The organism is Siccirubricoccus sp. G192 (assembly GCF_019084075.1).
Classification (GTDB): domain Bacteria; phylum Pseudomonadota; class Alphaproteobacteria; order Acetobacterales; family Acetobacteraceae; genus G192.
The window spans coordinates 4,669,606-4,689,507 of sequence record NZ_JAHREN010000001.1; the positions used below are offsets into that span (position 1 = coordinate 4,669,606).

General features: G+C 70.5%; 15 protein-coding genes and 2 pseudogenes. 6 read left to right on the forward strand and 11 right to left on the reverse strand.

Annotated features, from left to right (window positions below):
• The first annotated feature begins 238 nt into the window (after window positions 1-238).
• Complete coding sequence (locus KSF81_RS22595) at window positions 239-1,738, forward strand: polysaccharide biosynthesis/export family protein (RefSeq protein WP_254453698.1); 1,500 nt, start codon at window positions 239-241, stop codon at window positions 1,736-1,738.
• A 55-nt stretch (window positions 1,739-1,793) separates the two neighbouring features.
• On the opposite strand, the pseudogene bla reads toward KSF81_RS22595, so the two are convergent.
• From bla to KSF81_RS22610, 3 genes and pseudogenes are all read right to left on the reverse strand, one after another.
• Window positions 1,794-2,622, reverse strand: a pseudogene (gene bla / locus KSF81_RS22600) (class A beta-lactamase).
• 148 nt (window positions 2,623-2,770) lie between these two features.
• Window positions 2,771-5,020, reverse strand: a complete 2,250-nt coding sequence (locus KSF81_RS31185; protein WP_217380873.1) for a glycosyltransferase family 1 protein — start codon at window positions 5,018-5,020, stop codon at window positions 2,771-2,773.
• A 125-nt stretch (window positions 5,021-5,145) separates the two neighbouring features.
• Complete coding sequence (locus KSF81_RS22610) at window positions 5,146-5,304, reverse strand: hypothetical protein (protein WP_217380874.1); 159 nt, start codon at window positions 5,302-5,304, stop codon at window positions 5,146-5,148.
• Window positions 5,305-5,538: 234 nt separating this feature from the next.
• On the opposite strand from KSF81_RS22610, the gene KSF81_RS22615 reads away from it, so the two are divergent.
• The 4 genes from KSF81_RS22615 to KSF81_RS22630 all read left to right on the forward strand — a co-directional run bounded on the left by KSF81_RS22615 (window position 5,539) and on the right by KSF81_RS22630 (window position 9,519).
• Window positions 5,539-6,927, forward strand: coding sequence for a glycosyltransferase family 1 protein (locus KSF81_RS22615; RefSeq protein WP_217380875.1), 1,389 nt, complete (start codon window positions 5,539-5,541; stop codon window positions 6,925-6,927).
• Window positions 6,924-7,607: a DUF4214 domain-containing protein gene (locus KSF81_RS22620; protein WP_217380876.1), complete on the forward strand. Its 684-nt coding sequence runs from the start codon at window positions 6,924-6,926 to the stop codon at window positions 7,605-7,607. Before KSF81_RS22615 ends, KSF81_RS22620 begins: the two co-directional genes overlap by 4 nt.
• Window positions 7,604-8,797, forward strand: a complete 1,194-nt coding sequence (locus KSF81_RS31655; protein WP_217380877.1) for a glycosyltransferase family 4 protein — start codon at window positions 7,604-7,606, stop codon at window positions 8,795-8,797. Before KSF81_RS22620 ends, KSF81_RS31655 begins: the two co-directional genes overlap by 4 nt.
• Before the next feature lie 296 nt (window positions 8,798-9,093).
• The gene (locus KSF81_RS22630; protein WP_256444363.1) at window positions 9,094-9,519 is read left to right on the forward strand and encodes a response regulator; all 426 of its coding nucleotides are present in this window, start codon (window positions 9,094-9,096) and stop codon (window positions 9,517-9,519) included.
• 24 nt (window positions 9,520-9,543) lie between these two features.
• On the opposite strand, the gene KSF81_RS22635 is transcribed toward KSF81_RS22630, so the two are convergent.
• Window positions 9,544-10,734, reverse strand: a complete 1,191-nt coding sequence (locus KSF81_RS22635; protein ID WP_217380879.1) for a homoserine O-acetyltransferase — start codon at window positions 10,732-10,734, stop codon at window positions 9,544-9,546.
• Between the two features lie 54 nt (window positions 10,735-10,788).
• Entirely contained in the window at window positions 10,789-11,322 is a 534-nt protein-coding gene (gene ppa, locus KSF81_RS22640; RefSeq protein ID WP_217380880.1) for an inorganic diphosphatase, read from the reverse strand.
• A gap of 303 nt (window positions 11,323-11,625) precedes the next feature.
• Here ppa and KSF81_RS22645 point away from each other — a divergent pair, with 303 nt between their 5' ends.
• Window positions 11,626-13,746, forward strand: coding sequence for a sodium-translocating pyrophosphatase (locus tag KSF81_RS22645; RefSeq protein ID WP_217380881.1), 2,121 nt, complete (start codon window positions 11,626-11,628; stop codon window positions 13,744-13,746).
• Between the two features lie 82 nt (window positions 13,747-13,828).
• Here KSF81_RS22645 and KSF81_RS22650 read toward each other — a convergent pair whose 3' ends face one another.
• From KSF81_RS22650 to dnaG, 6 genes and pseudogenes are all read right to left on the reverse strand, one after another.
• Window positions 13,829-14,047, reverse strand: a complete 219-nt coding sequence (locus KSF81_RS22650) for a hypothetical protein (RefSeq protein WP_217380882.1) — start codon at window positions 14,045-14,047, stop codon at window positions 13,829-13,831.
• A 263-nt stretch (window positions 14,048-14,310) separates the two neighbouring features.
• A complete protein-coding gene (locus KSF81_RS22655; RefSeq protein ID WP_217380883.1) occupies window positions 14,311-14,784 on the reverse strand; it encodes a hypothetical protein in 474 nt (157 codons plus the stop codon).
• 194 nt (window positions 14,785-14,978) lie between these two features.
• Window positions 14,979-15,185: a cold-shock protein gene (locus KSF81_RS22660; RefSeq protein WP_217380884.1), complete on the reverse strand. Its 207-nt coding sequence runs from the start codon at window positions 15,183-15,185 to the stop codon at window positions 14,979-14,981.
• 212 nt (window positions 15,186-15,397) lie between these two features.
• Window positions 15,398-15,970, reverse strand: a complete 573-nt coding sequence (locus KSF81_RS22665; protein ID WP_217380885.1) for a GNAT family N-acetyltransferase — start codon at window positions 15,968-15,970, stop codon at window positions 15,398-15,400.
• 27 nt (window positions 15,971-15,997) lie between these two features.
• Window positions 15,998-17,920 (reverse strand): RNA polymerase sigma factor RpoD, encoded by a 1,923-nt coding sequence (rpoD, locus tag KSF81_RS22670; protein ID WP_217380886.1) that lies wholly within the window; start codon window positions 17,918-17,920, stop codon window positions 15,998-16,000.
• 77 nt (window positions 17,921-17,997) lie between these two features.
• Window positions 17,998-19,828, reverse strand: a pseudogene (gene dnaG / locus KSF81_RS22675) (DNA primase).
• Between the last annotated feature and the right edge of the window lie 74 nt (window positions 19,829-19,902).

Here is a 19,902-nt window from a genome sequence, read left to right on the forward strand (position 1 = left end):
GCCGCCCTCCCCGCCCTGGCGCAGACGCCGATGCAGGCACTCCAGCAGTTGCAGGCGCAGCAGCTGCAGCAGGTCCAGGCGGGCGGCCTCGCCCCCGGCTCGCCCAACCTCCCCTTCTCGCCCGCCGGCCGCTCGGTGCAGGGCCTGCCCAGCCTGGTCGCGCCGGACCTCGCGGTCTCCCGGCCCGGCCAGGTGACGCAGGCCGAGGGTGGGCCGGTGGCCATGGGCCCGCTCGGCGATGGCAGCCGCGCCGAGGGCCCGACGGCGGTCTTCGGCGCCAGCCTCTTCACCCGGGAAGCCACGGCGGTCAGCGACGCGCCCAACCCGGAATTACGTCATCACCCCCGGCGACCGCGTCTCGGTCAGGGTCTGGGGCGCGGTGGAGGCGGAGGGGGTGGGTGTCGTCGATCCCGCCGGCATGCTCTTCCTGCCGAATATCGGGCCGCTGCGTGTCGCCGGCACCCGCGCCGGCGACATCCAGCGGGTGGTCGAGAGCGAGGTGCGCAAGGTCTATACCAACCAGGTGCAGGTCTATGCCGTGCTGCTCTCCACCCAGCGCATCGGCGTCTTCGTCACCGGCTTCGTCCGCACCCCCGGCCGCTTCGGCGGCAGCGCCGCGGACAGTGTGATCGACTTCCTGGTGCGGGCCGGTGGCGTCGATCCCGGCCGCGGCTCCTACCGGGAGATCACGGTGCAGCGTGGCGGCCGCACGGTGGCCAATATCGATCTCTACCGCTTCCTGCTGGAGGGGCGCCTGCCGCCGCTGCGGCTGCAGGAGGGCGACACCCTGGTGGTGGCGCGGCAGCGCGCCGTGGTCGGCGCCGATGGCGCGGTGCGCAACAACTACCTCTTCGAGGTGCCGGGCCGGGTGATGACCGGGCGGGAGCTGATCGACTATGCCCGCCCCCTGCCCTCCGCCACCAATGCCATCGTCAAGGGCACGCGCGGCGGCCAGCCCTATTCGCGCTATGCCTCGCTGGCCGAATTGGGCGGGCTGACGCTGGGCGACCAGGACACCGTCACCTTCATCACCGACAGCCCCGCCCGCACCGTGCGGGTCAGCGTGGAGGGCAGCCGGATCGGCCCCTCGGTGCTGGTCGCCGACCGCGACGCGCAGCTCTGCCAGGTGCTCGACCATGTGGCGGTGGACCCGGCGCTGGCCGATACCGCCTCGGTCTTCCTGCTCAGGCCCTCGGTGGCGCAGCAGCAGCGCCGCGCCATCGACGAGGCGCTGGACCGGCTGGAGCGGCAGCTTTTCATGGCGGTGAGCCCGACCACCGGCGTCGCCGCCATCCGCGCCAGCGAGGCGCAGCTCGTTTCCTCCTACATCCAGCGGGCGCGGCGGACCCAGCCAGAGGGCCGCGTCGTGGTGGCCGACCGCAACGGGCGCTGCGCCCCGGTGCGGATCGAGGATGGCGATGTGATCGTCATCCCCGAACGCTCCTCCACCGTGCTGGTGGCGGGCGAGGTGGTGGCGCCGCGCGCCGTGGTCTGGCGGCCGGAGACGCGGCTTGAGGAATACGTGCGCGCCGCCGGCGGCTATACCCCGCGCGGCAGGTCGAGCTCGCTGATGATCCGCCGCGCCAGCGGCGAGTTGGTGCTCGACCCCGGCGAGACCCTGCGGCCGGGAGACGAGCTGATCGTGCTGCCCTATCTCGACCCCAAGGCCTTCCAGATCGGCAGCGACCTGCTGGCGGTGATCTACCAGATCGCGGTGGCGACGCGGATCTTCCTGTAGGCCGGAGCGGCTTGCCGGTCCCGGGGTGCGCGGGACTCGGTCCCCGCGCATGGTCCTAGCCGGCGATTGCGGCCGCCACGGCCTGGCCGACCGCGGCAATCGTCGCATTGCGCTGTTCCGCGGTGGCAGGCGTTCCGGTGAGATAGGCGGCGACGAGAACTGGTGCGCGCCCTGGCGGCCAGAGGATGCCGACGTCGTTCGCCGTGCCCCTCTCCCCCCGAGCCGGTCTTGTCGCCGGTGCGCCAGCCATCCGGCAGGCCAGCCCGGAGGCGGGTGTCGCCGGTCCGGTTGCCGAGCAGCCATCCGACCAACTGCTCTCGCGATCCAGCGGACAGGGCGGGTCCCAGGGCGAGCGCCTGGAGGTTCGCCAACATGGCCGCCGGCGTCGTGGTGTCGCGCGGGTCGTCCGGGATCGCCTCGTTCAGCTCGGGCTCGATGCGGTCGAGCCGCGTCACCGTATCGCCGAGCGAGCGCAGATAGGCGGTCAGCCCCGCGGGACCGCCCATGCTGGCGAGGAGCAGGTTGCCCGCGGTGTTGTCGCTCAGCGTCATGGCCGCCGCGCAGAGCTCCGCGAGCGACATCCCATCTCCGCCGACGCGCTCCTGCGTGACGGGTGAATAGACCACCAGGTCGCCGCGCCCGAACCGGATGCGCCGGTCGAGGCGCTCCCTTCCCGCATCGGCGCGCGCCAGCACGGCGCCGGCGGCCAGCAGCTTGAAGGTGCTGCACATCGGGAAGCGCTCGTCGGTCCGGTGGCCCGACCGGGTATCCGTCAGGGTATCGAGCACGGCGACGCCGAGGCGGCCGCCGCTGGCCGCCTCGATCCGCGCGAGGGTTGCCGGCAATGCGCCGAAAACGTCGCCGGCGGCCCTGGCGCCCCGCATCCTGCCTGCCAGCGTGAGTCCGGCCATGGCCGCACCTGCGCTGCATGCCAGTCGTCGCCTGTCGATCATCCGTCCCGCTCCGCCCGTCCTTGGTCGCGGCAGCAGATGCACCGGCACCCGGGGGCCGGACAAGTCTCCACTCCGGCTATTACGCCGCGACCATCCGCACCAGGGCCCGGCGCTCCAGATAATCCAGCCGCGCGGCGAGGTCGTCGGCGCGGCAGAGCATGAAGCCGAGCAGGTTGGGGCCGACCAGCCTTCCATCCTCCAGCCGCGTGCCGGCCGGCGTCTCGATCTCCACCGCGAGGTCGCCCGCCCCATCCAGCACCTGCAACACGCAGAAGAGCCGTTCATGGTCGCTGGCCTCGATCCAGCGGAACGGCCCTTCCAGCGCCCCATACCGCCCGGCCCGCAGGCCGAAGCGGCCGCCGCCGGGCTGGCCCTGCATCTCCAGCGTGATGCGGAGGGCGCCGCGCTCGGCCAGGGGCAGACGCAGCAGGGCGCGGCCTTGCAGGGTGCGGACGCCCCAGGGCTTCAGCCGGCCCCAGGCCGGGCCCTCCCGCACCGCATCGGCGATCGCCGCCTCCAGCCGCGGCTCCGGCCCGGGCAGCAACCGGGTTTCGTAGGCGGTGCCGGGATGCAGGGTGATGCGCGACAGTGGCGGCGGGGACTCCGCCGGCAGCAACGCCGCCACCTCGCTGCGAAGCTGGTCCGCCACTTCCGCCCAGCTTCGCAGCCGTGCCGCCCGCGGCAGCCGTGCCTCCCGCCCGGCCCGGAAGGCACGATCGAAGATCATCGCCTCCAGCCGTGCCACCAGCTCCGGCTCGCTCTGCGGCGTGAAATAGACCGCCGCCTCGCCGCCGGCCTGGCGCAGCGAGGAGTTGTCTGCCACGACAGGCACCTTGCCATGGCTGAGGCTTTCCGTGACCGGCAGGCCCCAGCCCTCGTAGAAGCTGTTGAAGACGGTGCAGAGACAGTGGCGATACAGCCCGTCCAGTTCCGTATCGGGCACGCCATGCAGCAGCGCCACCCGCTCCCGCAATCCCGGGGAATTGGCGTGCAGCGCCAGCGCCGCCTCGGCCAGCCAGCCGCGCTTGCCGACGCAGACCAGGTCCGGCACCGCCTCGGCGCCATGCCGGCGGATCAGGCTGAGCCAGGCATTGAAGACCAGCAGGTGGTTCTTGCGGCTCTCGATCGTCGCCACGAAGAGCACATAGGGGCGGGCGCGGGGCGGCAGGGCGGTGCCGGGGAGGCCCGGCGGCAGCAGCGGCGCCGCGTCCAGCGGCAGCACGCCGACCGGCAGGGCGAGATCGGGCAGCAGGCGGCGCTGCAGCCGCAGCACGTCGTCGCGGGTGCAGTCGGAGATCGCCAGCATGGCATCGGCATGCAGGCAGACGCTGGCGAACCAGCAGGCGAATTCATCCACCAGCCCGGCGGCGCAATGCTCCGGCACCACCAGCGGGATGCAGTCGTAGATCAGCGGCACGTAGCGCAGGCCGCGGCTGGCCTTGGCCTCCCGCACCCGGCGCAGGTAGTCCGGGATCCACCAGGAGGTGCCGAGATTGACCAGCACGCCGCCGGTGGCGAATTCCATGGCCGGCCCCTGCCGAAGCGCCTCCTGGGCCGCCGCGACCGCCTCCGCCCAGGCGGGGTCCGCCACCTCGGCGCCGCTGCGGGAGAGAGCGACCAGGCGGCGGAACAGCACGGCCGGGATCGGCTTCCAGGTGCCGCCCGCCGCGTCGAAGGCGACGATCGCGGCCATGTCCTCGCCGCCGGGGCGGTCCAGCGCCTGCTCGATGATGTTCATCTGCACGCGCTGGATGCCGGTGGGCGCCCGGTCGCCCTGGAAATAGGCCAGCAGGTCGGAGGCGTCGAAGGCCAGGGCCAGGCTGGCCGCCGGGCCGGGCATGGCAGGCGGCGCGGCGGGCGCCGGTGCCTCGGCCGCCGGTGAAGCCGCTGCCGTGACGGGGCCGGGCGGAACAGGCGCCTCGCTGGAGGCAGGGGGCTCCGATGCCCCGGCCCCCTCCGCCATCAGTTCCACCCGCGCCGCGGCATTGCCGGGGTCGAGCGTCAACGCCCGGGCATATTCCTGGAAGGCCTCCTCATGCCGCCCCAGCAGCTTCAGCGCATGGCCGATCTGGAGATGCGTATCCGCATCCCCCGGTTGCAGTCGCTCGGCTTCCCGGTAGAGCAGCAGGGCGGCCTTGGGATCGCCGCTTTCCTTCAGGCAATGGCCGTATTGCACCCAGATCTGCCAGTGGCCGCCGCGCAGCCGCAGATAGGCGGCATAGGCCTGTGCCGCCTCCGACCAGTCCTGCCGGTCGCGCAGCGCATCGGCCGCCGCGAGGAGTTCGGCGGGGTCGGAAGGCGCGGGGTCGGCCGACGACGCCATGTCCATCCAGGGGCTCCTGCGGGTAGAAGATCAACGGTAGAAGTAGGGCCGGCGATCCCGGCAGGTGGGAGATAGCGCATGCGGGGCCAAAGGAAAAACCGGCAGCGGGGGAAATCCCTGCCGGCCGCTGGTCAGCGCAGCAGCAGGAACGCCAGGAGCACGACCGGTGACAGGAGCAGGACGATGGCGGCCGCCCGCAGCAGCAGCACGGCGAATTCGGCAAGGCGGAGCGCCATGCCCTTGTGCAGCGGCACCGCCGCGGCCCGGCCTTGGGTAAGGCTCTGGGCCATGCCGGGAATGTCTTCCGAGGACGGTGCCACGCCGGGTTCCTGCATCCAGGACGGGATAAGACGCCGGGCTGCTTCCATCATCAAGCGAATTCAGTGCCCCGGTGACGATAAGGCGACATTGCCCCGGACCCCCCGACCTTCTCTTGCGGTATCCTGTGTTGATGCATCGAAACGCCGCCTGCCGACGCCGCGGTTCCGGGCCGAACCTTGGCGGCCCGGCCGGATGATCCGCCGATGACCCCGTCCGGCAGCGCCACGGGACGGCCGCGAGTTTTCCTGGATGGCTACAACCTGGCGCTCGACCAGGGCACCGGGGTCGCCACCTATGCCCGCAACCTCAGCTTCGGCATGGCGCGGCTCGGCTTCGAAGTGGGGGTGGTCTATGGCACCCGCGCCGCGCCTTCCTTCAACCCGCTGATCCGCGAAATCGCCTTCTTCGACGAAAGGGTGGGCGACCCGCCGAAATGGCTGGTGGCGCTGCGCCGCTCCCGCCGCATGCTGCGGGCGCCGCTGGGCGAGGTGGGGGTGCGGGTGCCCATCACCGGCCAGGTGATCGCCACCACCTTCCGCGACCGGCTGCCGCATTTCGACGAGATCTGGAACGCGCAGGAACTGTTCCAGCAGTCGGTCGCGCATTTCCGGATCTTCGGCAACCGGCTGGCGCTCCGCCTCAAGGGCCCCAGGCCGGAACTGATGCACTGGACCTATCCGCTGCCGCTGCACATCCCCGGTGCGCGCAACATCTACACCCTGCATGACCTGGTGCCGCTGCGCCTGCCCTATACCACCCTCGATAACAAGCGCCGCTACTTCCGGCTGAACCGGATGCTGGGGCAGCAGGCGGACCATATCGTCACCGTCTCGGAAGCCTCGAAGCGCGACATCGTCAGCCTGCTCGGCGTCGACCCGGAGCGGGTGACGAATACCTGGCAGGCGGTCGACATCCCGCGCAAATTCACCGATGTGCCGATGCAGGCGGTGCGGGACGAGGTGCAGGGCAGCTTCGGCCTCACCGCCGGGAAATACTGGCTGTTCTTCGGCGCCATCGAGCCGAAGAAGAATGTGGGCCGGATGATCCAGGCCTTCCTGGCCAGCGGCGTCGAGGGGCCGCTGGTGATCGTCGGCAAGAAGGCCTGGAAGTCGGAGGAGGAGCTGCGCCTCCTGTTCGACGACCATATCCGCTACCTCGTGCAGGACGGCGCCACGCTCCGCACCCGGCACAAGATCGTGCTGCTGGACTATGCCCCCTTCCGGCTGCTGGTGAACCTGATCCGCGGCGCCCGCGCGGTGCTGTTTCCCTCGCTCTATGAGGGCTTCGGCCTGCCGGCGCTGGAGGCGATGCTGCTCGGCACGCCGGTCATCACCTCCAATACCGCCTCGATGCCGGAGGTGGTGGGAGAGGCCGCGCTCACCGTCGATCCCTATGATATCGGCCAGCTCGTGCAGGCGATCCAGGCGATGGACGGGGATGCCGATCTGCGCGCCCGGCTGGCCGAGGCGGGGCCGCGCCAGGCCGCCTTCTTCAGCCCGGACCGCTACGCGGCGCGGCTGGAGGCGCTCTATGCCAGGCTCGGCGTCGCCGCCGCGCCTGCCCCAGTGCCGGAAAGGCTGGCGGCGGAATGACCCTGCCAGGCCGCAGCATCGAGGCCGGCGACCTGCTGCATGGCGAGGACCATGATTTCGTGGTCAACCTCTACCTCGCCCTGCTGCGTCGCTGGCCCGACCCCGGCGGCTACCGCCACCACCTCGACATGGTTGCCAACCGCCCGGAGCGCCGGGTGGAGGCGATCCGCCTGATGGCCGGCTCCGAGGAGGCGCGGCGGGCCGGCGCGGCAGTGGCCATCGGGCCGGACCCGGTGCTGCCCTCCGACCCCCGTAGGGCGCTGGCGGCGATGCTGGAACTCCGCACCGGCTGGCTGCAGGAGCAGGTGGCGCAGTTGCGCGAGGCGGTGGAGCTGCTCTCCGGCCCCGGCGGGCCGGAACTGGCCGGGCTCGGCGCCGAGCTGATCGAGGGGCGCGATGCGGCGCTGCGCTCGGAGATCAATGCGCTGCGGCGGGAGACCGGGCAGCGGCTGGAGGCGATCCTCGACCTGCTGCGGCAGCAGGGCGTGGTGTTGGGTGCCCCGGCGGCCGGTCCGGAAGCGCCCGTCGCAACGCCCGAGGAACGCGCCGCGCAGGCGGTGTCCCGCCTCGTGGCCGATTACGTGGGCGACCTGCTGGCCATCGCCGAGACGCGGTTCGAGGCCCGGCTCAGGGCCATCGAGGCGCGGCTATTGGCGCAGGGCGGCAGCGGCGGCACGTGAACACCCGCAGCCCGGAGCTGGTGGTCTTCACGCCGCTGCCGCCCAGCCATTCCGGCATCGCGGCTTATGTGGCGGAACTGCTGCCGCATCTCGGCCAGGCGCTGCGGATCGTGGCGGTGGTGGCGCGCGCGAGCGACGTGGTGGCGCAGCCCGACGCCGAGGTGGTCAGCGAGGCGGAATACCGCCGCAGCGCCGCGCTGGCCGGGCTGCCGCACCTCTTCCAGATCGGCAACAACCTTGACCACGCGCATGTCTATCGCGCGGCGCTGCGGACCCCCGGCATCGTCGTGCTGCATGAGCTGGTGCTGCACCATCTGGTGGAGGCGCTGACGCTCGGCCGCGGCGATGCGGCCGGCTACGAGGCGGTGCTGGCGGAGAACCACGGCCCGGCCGGGCGGCGGCTGGCGCGGCTCCGGCGGCTCGGGCTGTTCCAGCCGGGGCAGCGCTTCCTGCTGCCGCTGCATGCCCAGGTGCTGGAGCGGGCGCGCGGCGTGCTGGTGCACAGCCGCTACGCCGCGGCCCGGTTGCAGGCGCCGCGGGGCCTGCCGGTGCGGGTGGTGCCGCATCACCTCTCGCCGCGGGTCGCGGAATTCGACGGGCTGAGCCGGGCGGCGGCGCGGCAGCGGCTCGGCCTGCCGGAGGGGGTGCCGATGCTGCTCTCGCTCGGCCATGCGACGCCGGCCAAGCAGATCGATGTGGTGCTGGAGGCGCTGGCCCTGCTGCGGCGGCAGGGCCAGGCGTTCCGCTACGTGATCGGCGGCGAGCCGGGCGCGGGGCTGGACCTGCCGCATCTCATCCGCCAGGCCGGGCTGGAGGATTGCGTGCAGCTCACCGGCTGGCTGACGGAGGCGGATTTCTTCGCCCATGCCCGCGCCGCCGACCTGCTGCTGAACCTGCGCTTCCCGCCGGGGGGCGAGAGTTCCGGGGCGCTGGCCCGGGCGCTCGGCACGGGCCTGCCGGCGCTGGTCTATGACTGCGGCCCCCTGGCCGAATACCCTGACGCGATCCTGGCCAAGCTCCCCTTCGGCCCGGAGCGGGTGCCGGCGGTAGCGGCGACGATCGCGGCGCTGCTCGCGGACCCTGCCGGCCTGGCAGCGCGCGGCCAGGCGGCGCGGGAATTCATGCGGCGGCATTGCAGCGTCGAGACCTCCTGCACCTCCTATCTGGAGGCGATCCGGGCCTGGGGCTGAGTGGCCCGGTCGTCCGAAGGCGAAGCCGAGGGCGTGAACCGGCCCGCAAGATGCAAGTGGCCCGGTCGTCCAGAGTCGTAGCCAGGGCATGAACCGGTCCGAAACCTTTGAGCCGCAGGATGCCGGTCGCGGATCGCCGTGGGCGGCGTGGCTTTTTTGCAACTATCCGAAACGGTTCCAACGACCCCGGCGGGACTCACGTGTTCGTGAGAACTAACATGTTTCGTTAAGGTTAAGAGGTAACTCGTTGCCGCAGCGTTGCATTGCCGCGGCCATCAGAGGTGGCTCCGATGAGCATGACTGGAAAAAGTGAACCCGCACTTCGTGTATTGGTTGCAGAAGACGAATCCCTGGCGGCGATGGTCATCGAGGATGTCCTCACCGAGGAGGGTTATTCGGTGATGCTGGCCGGCGATGGCCAGGCCGCGCTCGACCTCGCGGCCGATACGCGCTTCGACGTGCTGGTGACCGATCTCGCCATGCCGCGGATGACAGGCTGGGATCTGATTCCCCGCCTCAGGGCGCAGCGGCCGGACCTGCCTGTCGTGGTGATGACCGGCTACATGCCGCCCGGCGGCACCGAGGTTCTTTTCGCCGGCCAGCGCGGGCCGCTCGCCCTGCTGCACAAGCCCTTCGCCATGGGCCAATTGGTCGCCGCCCTGGCCGGGTTGCTGCCCTCCCTGCCGCAAGCGCTCGCCCTGGAGACCGAGGCGCCGACCTGACGGCCGCGCCCCCTCCCCTGGCGCCTATTGCGCCAGGAAGGCGCGGATCCGATCGGTGAGCGGCGCCATGCCCACCACCCCGTTCAGATGGCCGAGCGGCCCCGTGATCTCCGCCACCTCCACCGGGCGGCCGGCGCGGCGCAGGATCTCCACCATCTCCCGCACGCCTTCGGCCAGGAAGACCCGGTCGGTGGGGGCGGAGGCCACCAGCCAGCGGGCTTGGCTGCGGCCGAGCGCCGCCTCGAAGCTCGGGTATTCGTTCAGGAAGAGCTGGTTGGCACGGACCATGTAGAGGAAGGCATTGGCATCCGAGGTGCGGGCGCGGGCGGCGGCCGCGTCGTCCAGCCAGCGCTCGATCGCGAAGCGGTCGCCGATGCGCCGGGCCGGGTCCTGGCCCTCCGGCACGCGGCGGTCATATTGCCGGGCCCAGGCACGGTCGCGGGCCTGCAAGGTCACGATCTTCCAGGCTTCGGCCAGGCCGCGCAGCGGCGGCTCCCGGCCCAAGCCGTAGTAGTCGCCCTCCCGCCAAGCGGGGTCGAGGCGGATCGGCGCCTCCCAGATATCGAGCCAGCCCTGCATCCAGGCATCAATGTCGGCGGCAACGACCGGCATCACCCTCTCGACGAAATCCGGATAGGCCGCGGCCCATTCGATGGCCTGCAACCCGCCATTGGAGGGGCCGGCGACCAGGGCCAGCCGCTTCACGCCGAGGCTGTCCAGCAGCCGCTTCTGCACCTCCACGAAGTCCCGCATGGAGACCACCGGGAAGCTCATGCCGTAGGGGCGGCCGGTATCGGGGTTGATGCTGGCCGGGCCGGTGGTGGTGGTATTCGGGTCCGGCACGTTCACATTGACCAGCGTGTCGGAGGCCACGACGAAGAACCGGTCGGTGTCGATCGCCTTTCCCGGGCCGATGATCGCATCCCACCAGCCGGGCGGGCCGCCGGCCGCGAGCCGCCCGAAGGCGTGGCTGTTGCCGCTGAAGAAATGTGCGATCAGCACGGCATTGTCGCCGGCCGGGTTCAGCCGACCCATGGTCTGGTAGCCGACCCGGACGGCGGGGAGGCTGGCGCCGCCCCTGGTCTGGTAGGCGCCGGCCTCGAAGACCCGCTTCTCCACTGTCGGCTGGGTTGCCTCCGGGGTCGTCCCCTGGGCCGCCGCCGCGCCGGCCATGCCGAGCGCCAGGGCCGCCGTCAGCACTTCGCGCCGCAGCATCCGCATTCCCCCTCTGCCCCTTGCCGCCCTGGTTCCGCGCGGCCGGCCTGGACCTCAGGCCTCGCCCTTCGCCCGCTCGATCGCGGCAAGGATCAACTGCCGCGCTTCCGCCGCATCGCCCCAGCCGAGCATCTTCACCCATTTGCCGGGTTCCAGATCCTTGTAGTGCTCGAAGAAATGCTGGATCTGCTCAAGCGTGATGCGCGGCAGGTCGGTGTGGTTCGTCACATTGACGTAGCGCTTGGTGAGCTTGGGCGAGGGCACCGCGATGATCTTCTCGTCGCCGCCGCCGTCATCCTCCATCTTCAGCACGCCGACCGGCCGGACATTGATGACCGCGCCGGGCGCGATCGGCCTGGTATTCGCCACCAGCACGTCGATCGGGTCGCCATCCTCCGAGAGGGTATGCGGCACGAAGCCGTAATTGCCGGGGTAGCGCATCGGCGTGTACAGGAAGCGGTCGACGAAGAGCGTCCCGGCCTCCTTGTTCATCTCGTATTTGATCGGCTCTCCGCCGATTCCGACCTCGATGACGACATTGACGTCATCCGGCGGGTTGTTGCCGATGGGAATGGCATCGAGGCGCATCAGGCGTCTCCGGAACGGGTGGGGCCGAGGCTGGCGGCGGAAAAGGATGCCGCCGGGTCCCTGCGGCGGTGCAGCTATAGCGCGGCAGAGGCAGGTGGCGGAAGCGCCCTCCTGGACCGGCGGCGGTGCCGGCCCGGGCTGCCGGCCCACCGTTGCGCCCACCGTTGCGCCCACCGTTGCGCCCCTGGGGCCGGCCGCATAGGCTGCATCGGTTTGACTGGAATCGGGTAGCCGGCGGCTCCAGGGGCGATGCCGGATCGGCAATTCCGGGCCGCGGGGACACAAGGGGGGAACAGGGTCTCTATGACGATTGCATTATTGCTCGTGATCCTGCTGGGGGCGCTGTCGATCGCCTATGGCGTGGTCACCGCGAAGCAGGTGATGAGCCTGGATGCCGGCAGCGCCCGGATGCAGGAGATCTCGAAAGCCATCCAGGAAGGCGCCTCGGCCTATCTGAAGCGCCAGTACACCACCATCGGCGCGGTCGGCGTGGTGCTGTTCCTGCTGGTGGCCTGGCGGCTCGGCATCACGGTGGCGATCGGCTTCGCCCTCGGCGCCGTGCTGTCGGGGCTGGCCGGCTTCATCGGCATGAACGTCTCGGTCCGCGCCAATGTCCGCACCGCCCAGGCCTCCATGAACAGCCTGGCCGCGGGGCTGGATGTGGCCTTCAAGTCGGGCGCCATCACGGGGATGCTGGTGGCCGGCCTCGCGCTGCTCGGCGTCGCGATCTATTTCTTCATCCTGGTGGTGATCGGCGGCCATGCCATCAATGACCGGGTGGTGATCGACGCGCTGGTGGCGCTGGGCTTCGGCGCCTCCCTGATCTCCATCTTCGCCCGTCTCGGCGGCGGCATCTTCACCAAGGGCGCCGATGTCGGCGGCGACATGGTGGGCAAGGTCGAGGCCGGCATCCCCGAGGATGACCCCCGCAACCCCGCCACCATCGCCGACAACGTGGGCGACAACGTGGGCGACTGCGCCGGCATGGCGGCCGACCTCTTCGAGACCTATGCGGTGACCATGGTGGCCACCATGGTGCTGGCGGCCATCGCCTTCACCGACCCCGCCATGCGCTGGGCCGGCATGCTCTTCCCGCTGGCGATCGGCGCGGTCTGCGTCGTCACCTCCATCATCGGCACCTATTTCGTGAAGCTGCCGGCCAACCAGTCCATCATGGGCGCCATGTACCGGGGCTTCATCGCCACCGGCGTGCTGTCCCTGATCGTGCTGCTGCCGCTGACCTACCTGGTCTTCGGCTCCGCGCCGATCACCGCCGGGGGCGCCACCTTCAGCCCGATGGCGCTGTTCTGGTGCGGCGTGATCGGCCTGGCCGTGACCGGGGCCATCGTCTGGATCACTGAATACTACACGGGCACCAATTTCCGCCCGGTGCGGGCCATCGCCGAAAGCTCCGTCACGGGCCACGGCACCAATGTGATCCGCGGGCTGGCGGTGAGCATGGAGAGCACGGCGGTGCCGGCGCTCATCATCATCGCCGGCCTGCTCAGCAGCTACAACCTGGCGGGGCTCTACGGCATCGCCATCGCCGTCACCACCATGCTGGCGCTGGCCGGCTTCGTGGTGGCGCTCGATGCCTTCGGCCCGGTGACGGACAATGCCGGCGGCATCGCCGAGATGGCCGGGCTGCCGAAGGAGATCCGCCACACGACGGATGCGCTGGACGCGGTCGGCAATACCACCAAGGCGGTGACCAAGGGCTATGCGATCGGCTCGGCGGGCCTCGGCGCGCTGGTGCTCTTCGCGGCCTATACCCAGGACCTCAACTACTTCATCGCCAATGCGGCGACCTATCCCTACTTCACCGGGATCGGCCCGCTGACCTTCTCGCTGGCCGACCCCTATGTGGTGGTGGGGTTGCTGTTCGGCGGGTTGCTGCCCTATCTCTTCGGCGGCATGGCGATGACGGCGGTGGGCCGCGCGGCGATGAGCGTGGTCGAGGAAGTGCGGCGGCAGTTCCGCGAGAAGCCTGGCATCATGGAAGGCCGCGACCGACCGGACTATGCCCGCGCGGTGGACCTGCTCACCAAGGCGGCGATCCGGGAGATGATCATCCCCTCCCTGCTGCCGGTGCTGAGCCCGCTGGTGATCTACTTCGTCGTGAATGCCATCGCCGGCAAGGCCGCGGCCTTCTCGGCGCTGGGCGCGATGCTGCTCGGCGTGATCGTCAACGGCTTCTTCGTCGCGGTCAGCATGACCACCGGCGGCGGCGCCTGGGACAACGCCAAGAAGTACATCGAGGACGGCCACCACGGCGGCAAGGGGAGCGAGGCCCACAAGGCCGCGGTCACCGGCGACACGGTGGGCGACCCCTACAAGGACACCGCCGGCCCGGCGGTGAACCCGATGATCAAGATCACCAATATCGTGGCGCTGCTGCTGCTGGCGATGCTGGCGCATAGCTGAGCGCGCCCGGCATCACGCATCGGGCATGAAAAAGGGGCCGGCGGAGCGATCCGCCGGCCCCATTCTTTTGGGGGAGTGAAACCTACCGCCCCGAACGCGTCACCGAGACGACGCCCTTGAGCGGCCGGCCGGAGGCCGTGGCGATGCGCCGGTCCTGCTCCTCGATCGTGGTGCGGGCCGGCTCGTCGCCATCGAGGCCACCGAGCAATTCGGTCGGCACCTTGCGGTTGGAGGTGCGGGTGCCGTCTTCATAGAGCACGTCGAACAGCACGAATTTGCCGTCATCGCGTCGCTTGGCCATGGGAACCTCCTGCGCCAGCGGCGCCAAAGGCAAACCCCCGCGGGTTTGCATGCAGACTGGAATCCGGGGCGGGCCTGCACGGCAGAGCCCGGCGCGATCGGGCCGGCAAGGGCCTGTCCCCGGGACGTTCCTCCGCCGTGGAAGCGCAACGCGACTCCGCTGGCGGGATCGGTGTTTCAGGCCACTGCCTGACGCCAGGCCGAGAACCGGCTTTGCCGCCCGGGCCGGGGCGGCTCGCACGGGTCCAGCCTGGGCGGGTTCGCCTAGTCCTGCTTCGGCTCCTCGGCCGGAGGGGACGCTGCGGCTTGCGGTCCCTCGCGCTCGGCCTTGCGGCGGGCGACGGCCTCCTCGCGCTCCCGCTGCTTGGCTTCCTGCTTTGCTTGCTTGGAACGGTTCACATCGGCCCGCTGCAGGCCATAATTCGGTTTGCGCGCCACGCTTCGCTCGCTGTCCTTGGGGGTTGCGGCCACGGGACCACCACCACCAGGGCGGGTCGCGGCGGCCGGCCTCGGTCCTTGTCTGTCTAGCCGAGGAGGGGGGGGCGGGCCGCTTCGCAACTGGCTTTCCAGCACGACGCGCTCATGCCCGTCCTTGGTATGCTTCACGCGGTATTCACGGTCATTCGGCGGCCCGGGCAATTGGCGCACGACGGTATAGGCGCCGCGCGGCACATTGCCGTCGAACTGGCGGGGCACGAACTCGACGTTCTGGCCCACGGCGAAGCGATGCGGTGACATGCTGCCTCCCGGCATTGTTGCCCTGGGCCTCGCCTGCCGAAGCGTTCCCGCTCCCGGCCGCGGTCCCGGGCCTGGTGCCCCCGGGCGGTGCCCCGGGACGACCGGCCGGCGGGGCGGGTTTGCCGCCCCGCCGGGGTAGTCTCAATCCTGGCTGGAACCCCCGCTCGCGCGGGCGCCCCGGTTGCCGGACTGGATCAGGCCTGCTTCAGGTTGCAGGCGGACAGCTTGCCCTGCTGGCCGCGCTGCACGTCGAAGCTGATCTTCTGGCCTTCCTTCAGGCTGCCGATCCCCGAACGCTCGACGTCGGAGATGTGGACGAACACGTCGGAGGTGCCATCCTCAGGCTGAATGAAGCCGTAGCCCTTGGTTGCGTTGAACCACTTCACGGTGCCGGTGGACATTGCTGGTTTTCCCATACATGCGGGGTTTCCGCCCCACGACATCGCGGGACGGGCCAATCTGCCTATGCGGGACGGAAACCAGGCTCGGGGCTCGGTAACGAGCTGACGGGACGGGCCGAACCAGACGAGTTGACAGTGCCTATATGGGCGCTCCCCCGCCGATGCGCAACCGGGATTGGCGGGCCTCACGATGATGCGCTCGATCCGCCGCTTCAATTGATCCGCAGGCGCTCCGGGATCGGCAACCCCAGCCTGGCCGGCACGCGCCAGACCTCCCGCACCGTCCGCAGCGGGTGGAAGCCCGCCGCCAGGTAGTTCGGCAGCGCCCGCGGGTGGTCGGCGGTGCAGGTATTCACGGTGAGCACCCGCGCGCCCCCTTCCCAGGCTTCCGCCACCGCCTGGCCAAGGAAGGCGCGGCCGAGCCCCTGCCCCACCGCATGCGGCAGCAGCCCGAAATAGGAAAGGTTCACCAGCGGCCAGTTGCGCCGGTCCAGCTCGTAGAACCCTGCTGGCTCGCCCCCGCGGTAGAGCACATGCACGGCATTGCCGGGGTCGGCCAGGATGCCGGCGAGTTCCGCGGGGGTCAGGGTGCGCCGCAGCCACCAGACATAGTCATGCCCGACTGTGTCATAGAGGTAGCGGTAGAAGGGCCCGGTGCAATGCGCCGCCCGCACCACCCGCGCATCCCGCGGCAGGGCCGGCGGGGGCACCGCCGGCCGCCGGTCCATGCGCAGGAAGGTGACGTCGACGGCGACCGGGATCGTCCGTTCCGCCGCGATACTCATCCCACGCGCCCCCGCGCGATGCCCACCTCAGTTGTCGAGGAAGCTGCGGAGCTTCCGCGACCGCGAGGGGTGCTTCAGCTTGCGCAGCGCCTTCGCCTCGATCTGCCGGATGCGTTCGCGGGTGACGTTGAACTGCTGCCCGACCTCCTCCAGCGTATGGTCGGTGTTCATGCCGATGCCGAAGCGCATCCGCAGCACCCGCTCCTCGCGCGGCGTCAGGCTGGAGAGCACCCGCGTGGTGGCCTCGCGCAGGTTGGACTGGATGGCGGCATCGAGCGGGATGATCGCCGCCTTGTCCTCGATGAAGTCGCCGAGATGGCTGTCCTCCTCGTCGCCGATCGGCGTCTCCAGGCTGATCGGCTCCTTGGCGATCTTCAGCACCTTCCGCACCTTCTCAAGCGGCATGCCGAGCTTTTCCGCCAATTCCTCCGGGGTCGGCTCGCGGCCGATCTCGTGCAGCATCTGGCGCGAGGTGCGGACCAGCTTGTTGATCGTCTCGATCATATGGACCGGGATGCGGATGGTCCGCGCCTGGTCCGCGATGCTGCGGGTGATTGCCTGGCGGATCCACCAGGTGGCATAGGTGCTGAACTTGTAGCCGCGGCGGTATTCAAACTTATCGACCGCCTTCATCAGGCCGATATTGCCCTCCTGGATCAGATCCAGGAATTGCAGGCCGCGATTGGTGTATTTCTTGGCGATGGAGATCACCAGGCGAAGGTTCGCCTCGATCATTTCCTTCTTCGCCTGGGTCATGTCGCGCTCGCCGCGGCTGACCGTGGCATAGACGCGGCGGAACTCGCCGACCGGCAGGCTGGTCTCGTTGGCGATGGTGGCCATCTGGGCCCGCACCGCCTCGACATCCTCGCGCGACCTGGCGACGAAAGTCTTCCAGGCCTTGCCGGGCAGCTTGGAGAGCCGGTCGAACCAGGCCGGGTCCAGCTCGCTGCCGCGCCAATGCTGGAGGAATTCCTCCCGCTTCACCTTGCTGCCCTCGGCCAGGCGCAGCACCTGGCCCTCCAGCGCGGTGAGCTTGCGGTTGAGGCCCTTCAACTGCTCGACCAGTTCCTCGATCCGGTTGTTGTGCAGGTGCACCTTCTGCACCATGCCGACCAGCTCGGCACGGGTCTTCTCATAGGTCTTCTCGGAGCGGGTCTGCAGTTCCTCCCCGGCGGTATAGGCCTCCATCCGCTTGAGCTGCATCTTCTGCAGCTTGCCGTAATTGGCCTCGATCGCCTGGAAGGCGGCCAGCGCCTCCGGCTTCAGCTTCTCCTCCAGCGCGGAGAGGGAGAGGCCCATGCCCTCGCCCTCCTCGCCTTCCTCGAATTCCTCGTCCGGGTCGGGCGCGGCGGCATCGGGGTTCTCGGCGGCGGCGGTGGCTTCGAGGTCGATCACGTCGCGCAGCAGCATGCGGCCTTCCTTGACCGCATCATGCCAGGAGATGATCGCCTTGAAGGTCTGCGGGCTCTCGCAGAGCCCGCCGATCATCATGTCCCGCCCCGCCTCGATCCGCTTGGCGATGGCGATCTCGCCCTCACGGGAGAGCAACTCCACCGAGCCCATCTCGCGCAGGTACATCCGCACGGGGTCGTCGGTGCGGCCGAGGGTCTCCTCGTTGACGTTGCCGCCGGATTCCTCCTCCTCCTCCTCCTCCTCGGCCTTGGCGGCGGGCTTGGCGGCGGCGGCGCCCTCGCCATCCTCGCTTTCCTCGGATTCCACCATGTTGATGCCGATCTCGCTCAGCATCGCCATGGTGTCCTCGATCATCTCGGAGGAAACCTGTTCAGGGGGCAGGGCCGCGTTCAACTCGTCATAGGTGACGTAGCCACGCTCCTTGCCGCGGGCGATGAGCTTCTTCACCCCGGCCGTCAGGGTATCGAGCAGCACGCCCTCCACCGCCTCGTCACGATTCTCGACCGTATCGGTGCCGCCCGCCGCCTTGCTCGCCATGCCCTGCTCCACATCGCCTTCACGGGGCTTCCCAGGTGCCCGGGGAGGCCGGACATCCGAAAAAAACACCCTCTATATTATGTCGCCTGGTCGGCGCCCTGATCGGCCTCGCCGCTGCGAAGGAACAGCAAGGCCTCCGTCAGCCGGCGCAGGCGCTGCTCCGCGGCCGGGTCGTTCGTCGCAACCAGCATCCTCTGGGCCTCGGCCCGGTCCTCGATCAGTTCCGCCTCGCCACGCAGCAGCCCGAAGAAGTGCCACCAGCCGTCCAGCGCCTCCTTCGGCTGCGCCTCGGGATGCGCCGCCGCGGCGAGCCCCGCGCCGCGGGTCGCCCAGGCCACGGCATCCCCGAGTCCGGAGCTTGCGAGTTGGTCCATCAAACCCGTGAAGTCAAGCACATCGGCGTCAGCAAGCCACGCCAGCAGCGCGCCCCTGAGTCGCGAGCAGTCCCCTTCCGGCAGGTCGAGCCCGGCGAGGGACTCCTCCACCTCCGCCAGGATGGCGGGGTGGCGGATCAGGATCGCCAGCAGGTTGCGAGCGCGTTCCAGTCGGATCGCTGGCGGATCAACCGGCACCCGTTGCACCCGGAGCACGGGGGCGGGCCGCCCGATGCCGCCCCCGCCGGGCCGCCAGGGGGCGCCACCCGGGGGGCCGGGCCGGCGGCTGGCGGCAAAGAACCGTTCCAGCAGCACCCGGCGGTATTCACCGGCCAGCGCCCGGTCCGGGATGGCACGGGCCGCCGCCTCCAGGCGACCGCGCAGCCCGGCCCGGCCCTCCGGGGTGGCCGCACTCCCTTCCGCCAGCAGGCCATAGAGCGCCTCGGAGAGCGGGCGGGCGGCCTCCAGCACGGATTGGAAGGCACGCGGGCCGCCTTTGGCCACCATGGTATCCGGGTCCTCACCCCCGGGCAGCGAGGCCAGGCGCAGGCTGCGTTCCGGCGCCAGCAGCGGCAGGGCGAGTTCGGCGGCCCGCGCGGCGGCCCGGGCGCCGGCCGCATCGCCATCGAAACACAGCACCGGCTCGGGCGAGAGCTGCCAGAGCGCGCCCATCTGCTCGGCGGTCAGCGCCGTGCCGAGCGGCGCCACCGCGCCGCCGAAGCCGGCCTGGTGCAGGGCGATGACATCCATATAGCCCTCCACCACCACCAGCCTAGCGCCGCGGAAGGTGGCCTCGCGCGCGAGATCGAGGCCATAGAGGCCGCGCCGCTTCTGGAACAGCGCGGTTTCCGGCCCGTTCACGTATTTCGGCTGGCCATCGCCGAGCAGCCTCCCGCCGAAGCTGATGGTACGGCCGCGGCGGTCACGGATCGGGAACATCACCCGGTTGAAGAAGAAGTCGGAGAATCCCCCCTCCTCCCGCGGCCGCACCAGCCCGGCCTCGGCCAGTTGCGCCGGCTCGATCCCCTCGGCGCGGAGGTCGGCGGCCAACGCCCCCCCTTCCCTCCCCGGACCAGCCCAGGCCGAAACGGGCGATGGTCTCGTCGGTGAGGCCGCGACGGCGGAGATAGTCCAGCGCCGGCCGCCCCTCCGGCAGATGCAGGCGGCGGCGGAAGGCGGCCTCGGCGGCGGCGAGCACGCCATGCAGGTCGCGGGCGCGCTGCTCGCGAGCGCGGGCCTCGGGGGTGGGTTTCGGCACCTCCAGCCCGGCCTCGCCGGCCAGGCGCTCCACCGCCTCGGGGAAGGAGGCGCCCTCGGCCCGCATCAGGAAGGTGATGGCATCCCCATGCGCGCCGCAGCCGAAGCAGTGGAAATGGTCGTCATAGACATAGAAGCTCGGCGTCTTCTCGTTGTGGAAGGGGCAGCAGCCCTTCCATTGCCGGCCGTTGCGGACGAGCTTCGCGCGCCGCCCGATCAGCGAGGGCAGCGGCGTGCGGGCGCGAAGCTCATCGAGGAAGGCGGGAGGGAGGGCCATCGGCGCCGCTACTGTAAGGACCTCGGCGGCCTGGGCACCAGCCGGCTTGTATCCTGCCGGCCGGTTCACGCCCT

What these genes read in the sequence shown, in the direction of transcription:
- KSF81_RS22620 (WP_217380876.1), top strand. Translation starts at nt 6,924, where the DNA reads ATGACCCTGCCAGGCCGCAGCATCGAGGCCGGCGACCTGCTGCATGGC.
- KSF81_RS22645 (WP_217380881.1), top strand. Translation starts at nt 11,626, where the DNA reads ATGACGATTGCATTATTGCTCGTGATCCTGCTGGGGGCGCTGTCGATC.
- KSF81_RS31185 (WP_217380873.1), bottom strand. Translation starts at nt 5,020, where the DNA reads ATGGACATGGCGTCGTCGGCCGACCCCGCGCCTTCCGACCCCGCCGAA.
- ppa (WP_217380880.1), bottom strand. Translation starts at nt 11,322, where the DNA reads ATGCGCCTCGATGCCATTCCCATCGGCAACAACCCGCCGGATGACGTC.
- KSF81_RS22635 (WP_217380879.1), bottom strand. Translation starts at nt 10,734, where the DNA reads ATGCTGCGGCGCGAAGTGCTGACGGCGGCCCTGGCGCTCGGCATGGCC.
- KSF81_RS22660 (WP_217380884.1), bottom strand. Translation starts at nt 15,185, where the DNA reads ATGTCCACCGGCACCGTGAAGTGGTTCAACGCAACCAAGGGCTACGGC.
- KSF81_RS22615 (WP_217380875.1), top strand. Translation starts at nt 5,539, where the DNA reads ATGACCCCGTCCGGCAGCGCCACGGGACGGCCGCGAGTTTTCCTGGAT.
- rpoD (WP_217380886.1), bottom strand. Translation starts at nt 17,920, where the DNA reads ATGGCGAGCAAGGCGGCGGGCGGCACCGATACGGTCGAGAATCGTGAC.
- KSF81_RS22655 (WP_217380883.1), bottom strand. Translation starts at nt 14,784, where the DNA reads ATGTCACCGCATCGCTTCGCCGTGGGCCAGAACGTCGAGTTCGTGCCC.
- KSF81_RS22630 (WP_256444363.1), top strand. Translation starts at nt 9,094, where the DNA reads ATGACTGGAAAAAGTGAACCCGCACTTCGTGTATTGGTTGCAGAAGAC.
- KSF81_RS22610 (WP_217380874.1), bottom strand. Translation starts at nt 5,304, where the DNA reads ATGGCCCAGAGCCTTACCCAAGGCCGGGCCGCGGCGGTGCCGCTGCAC.
- KSF81_RS22665 (WP_217380885.1), bottom strand. Translation starts at nt 15,970, where the DNA reads ATGAGTATCGCGGCGGAACGGACGATCCCGGTCGCCGTCGACGTCACC.
- KSF81_RS22595 (WP_254453698.1), top strand. Translation starts at nt 239, where the DNA reads ATGGCAGCCGCGCCGAGGGCCCGACGGCGGTCTTCGGCGCCAGCCTCT.
- KSF81_RS22650 (WP_217380882.1), bottom strand. Translation starts at nt 14,047, where the DNA reads ATGGCCAAGCGACGCGATGACGGCAAATTCGTGCTGTTCGACGTGCTC.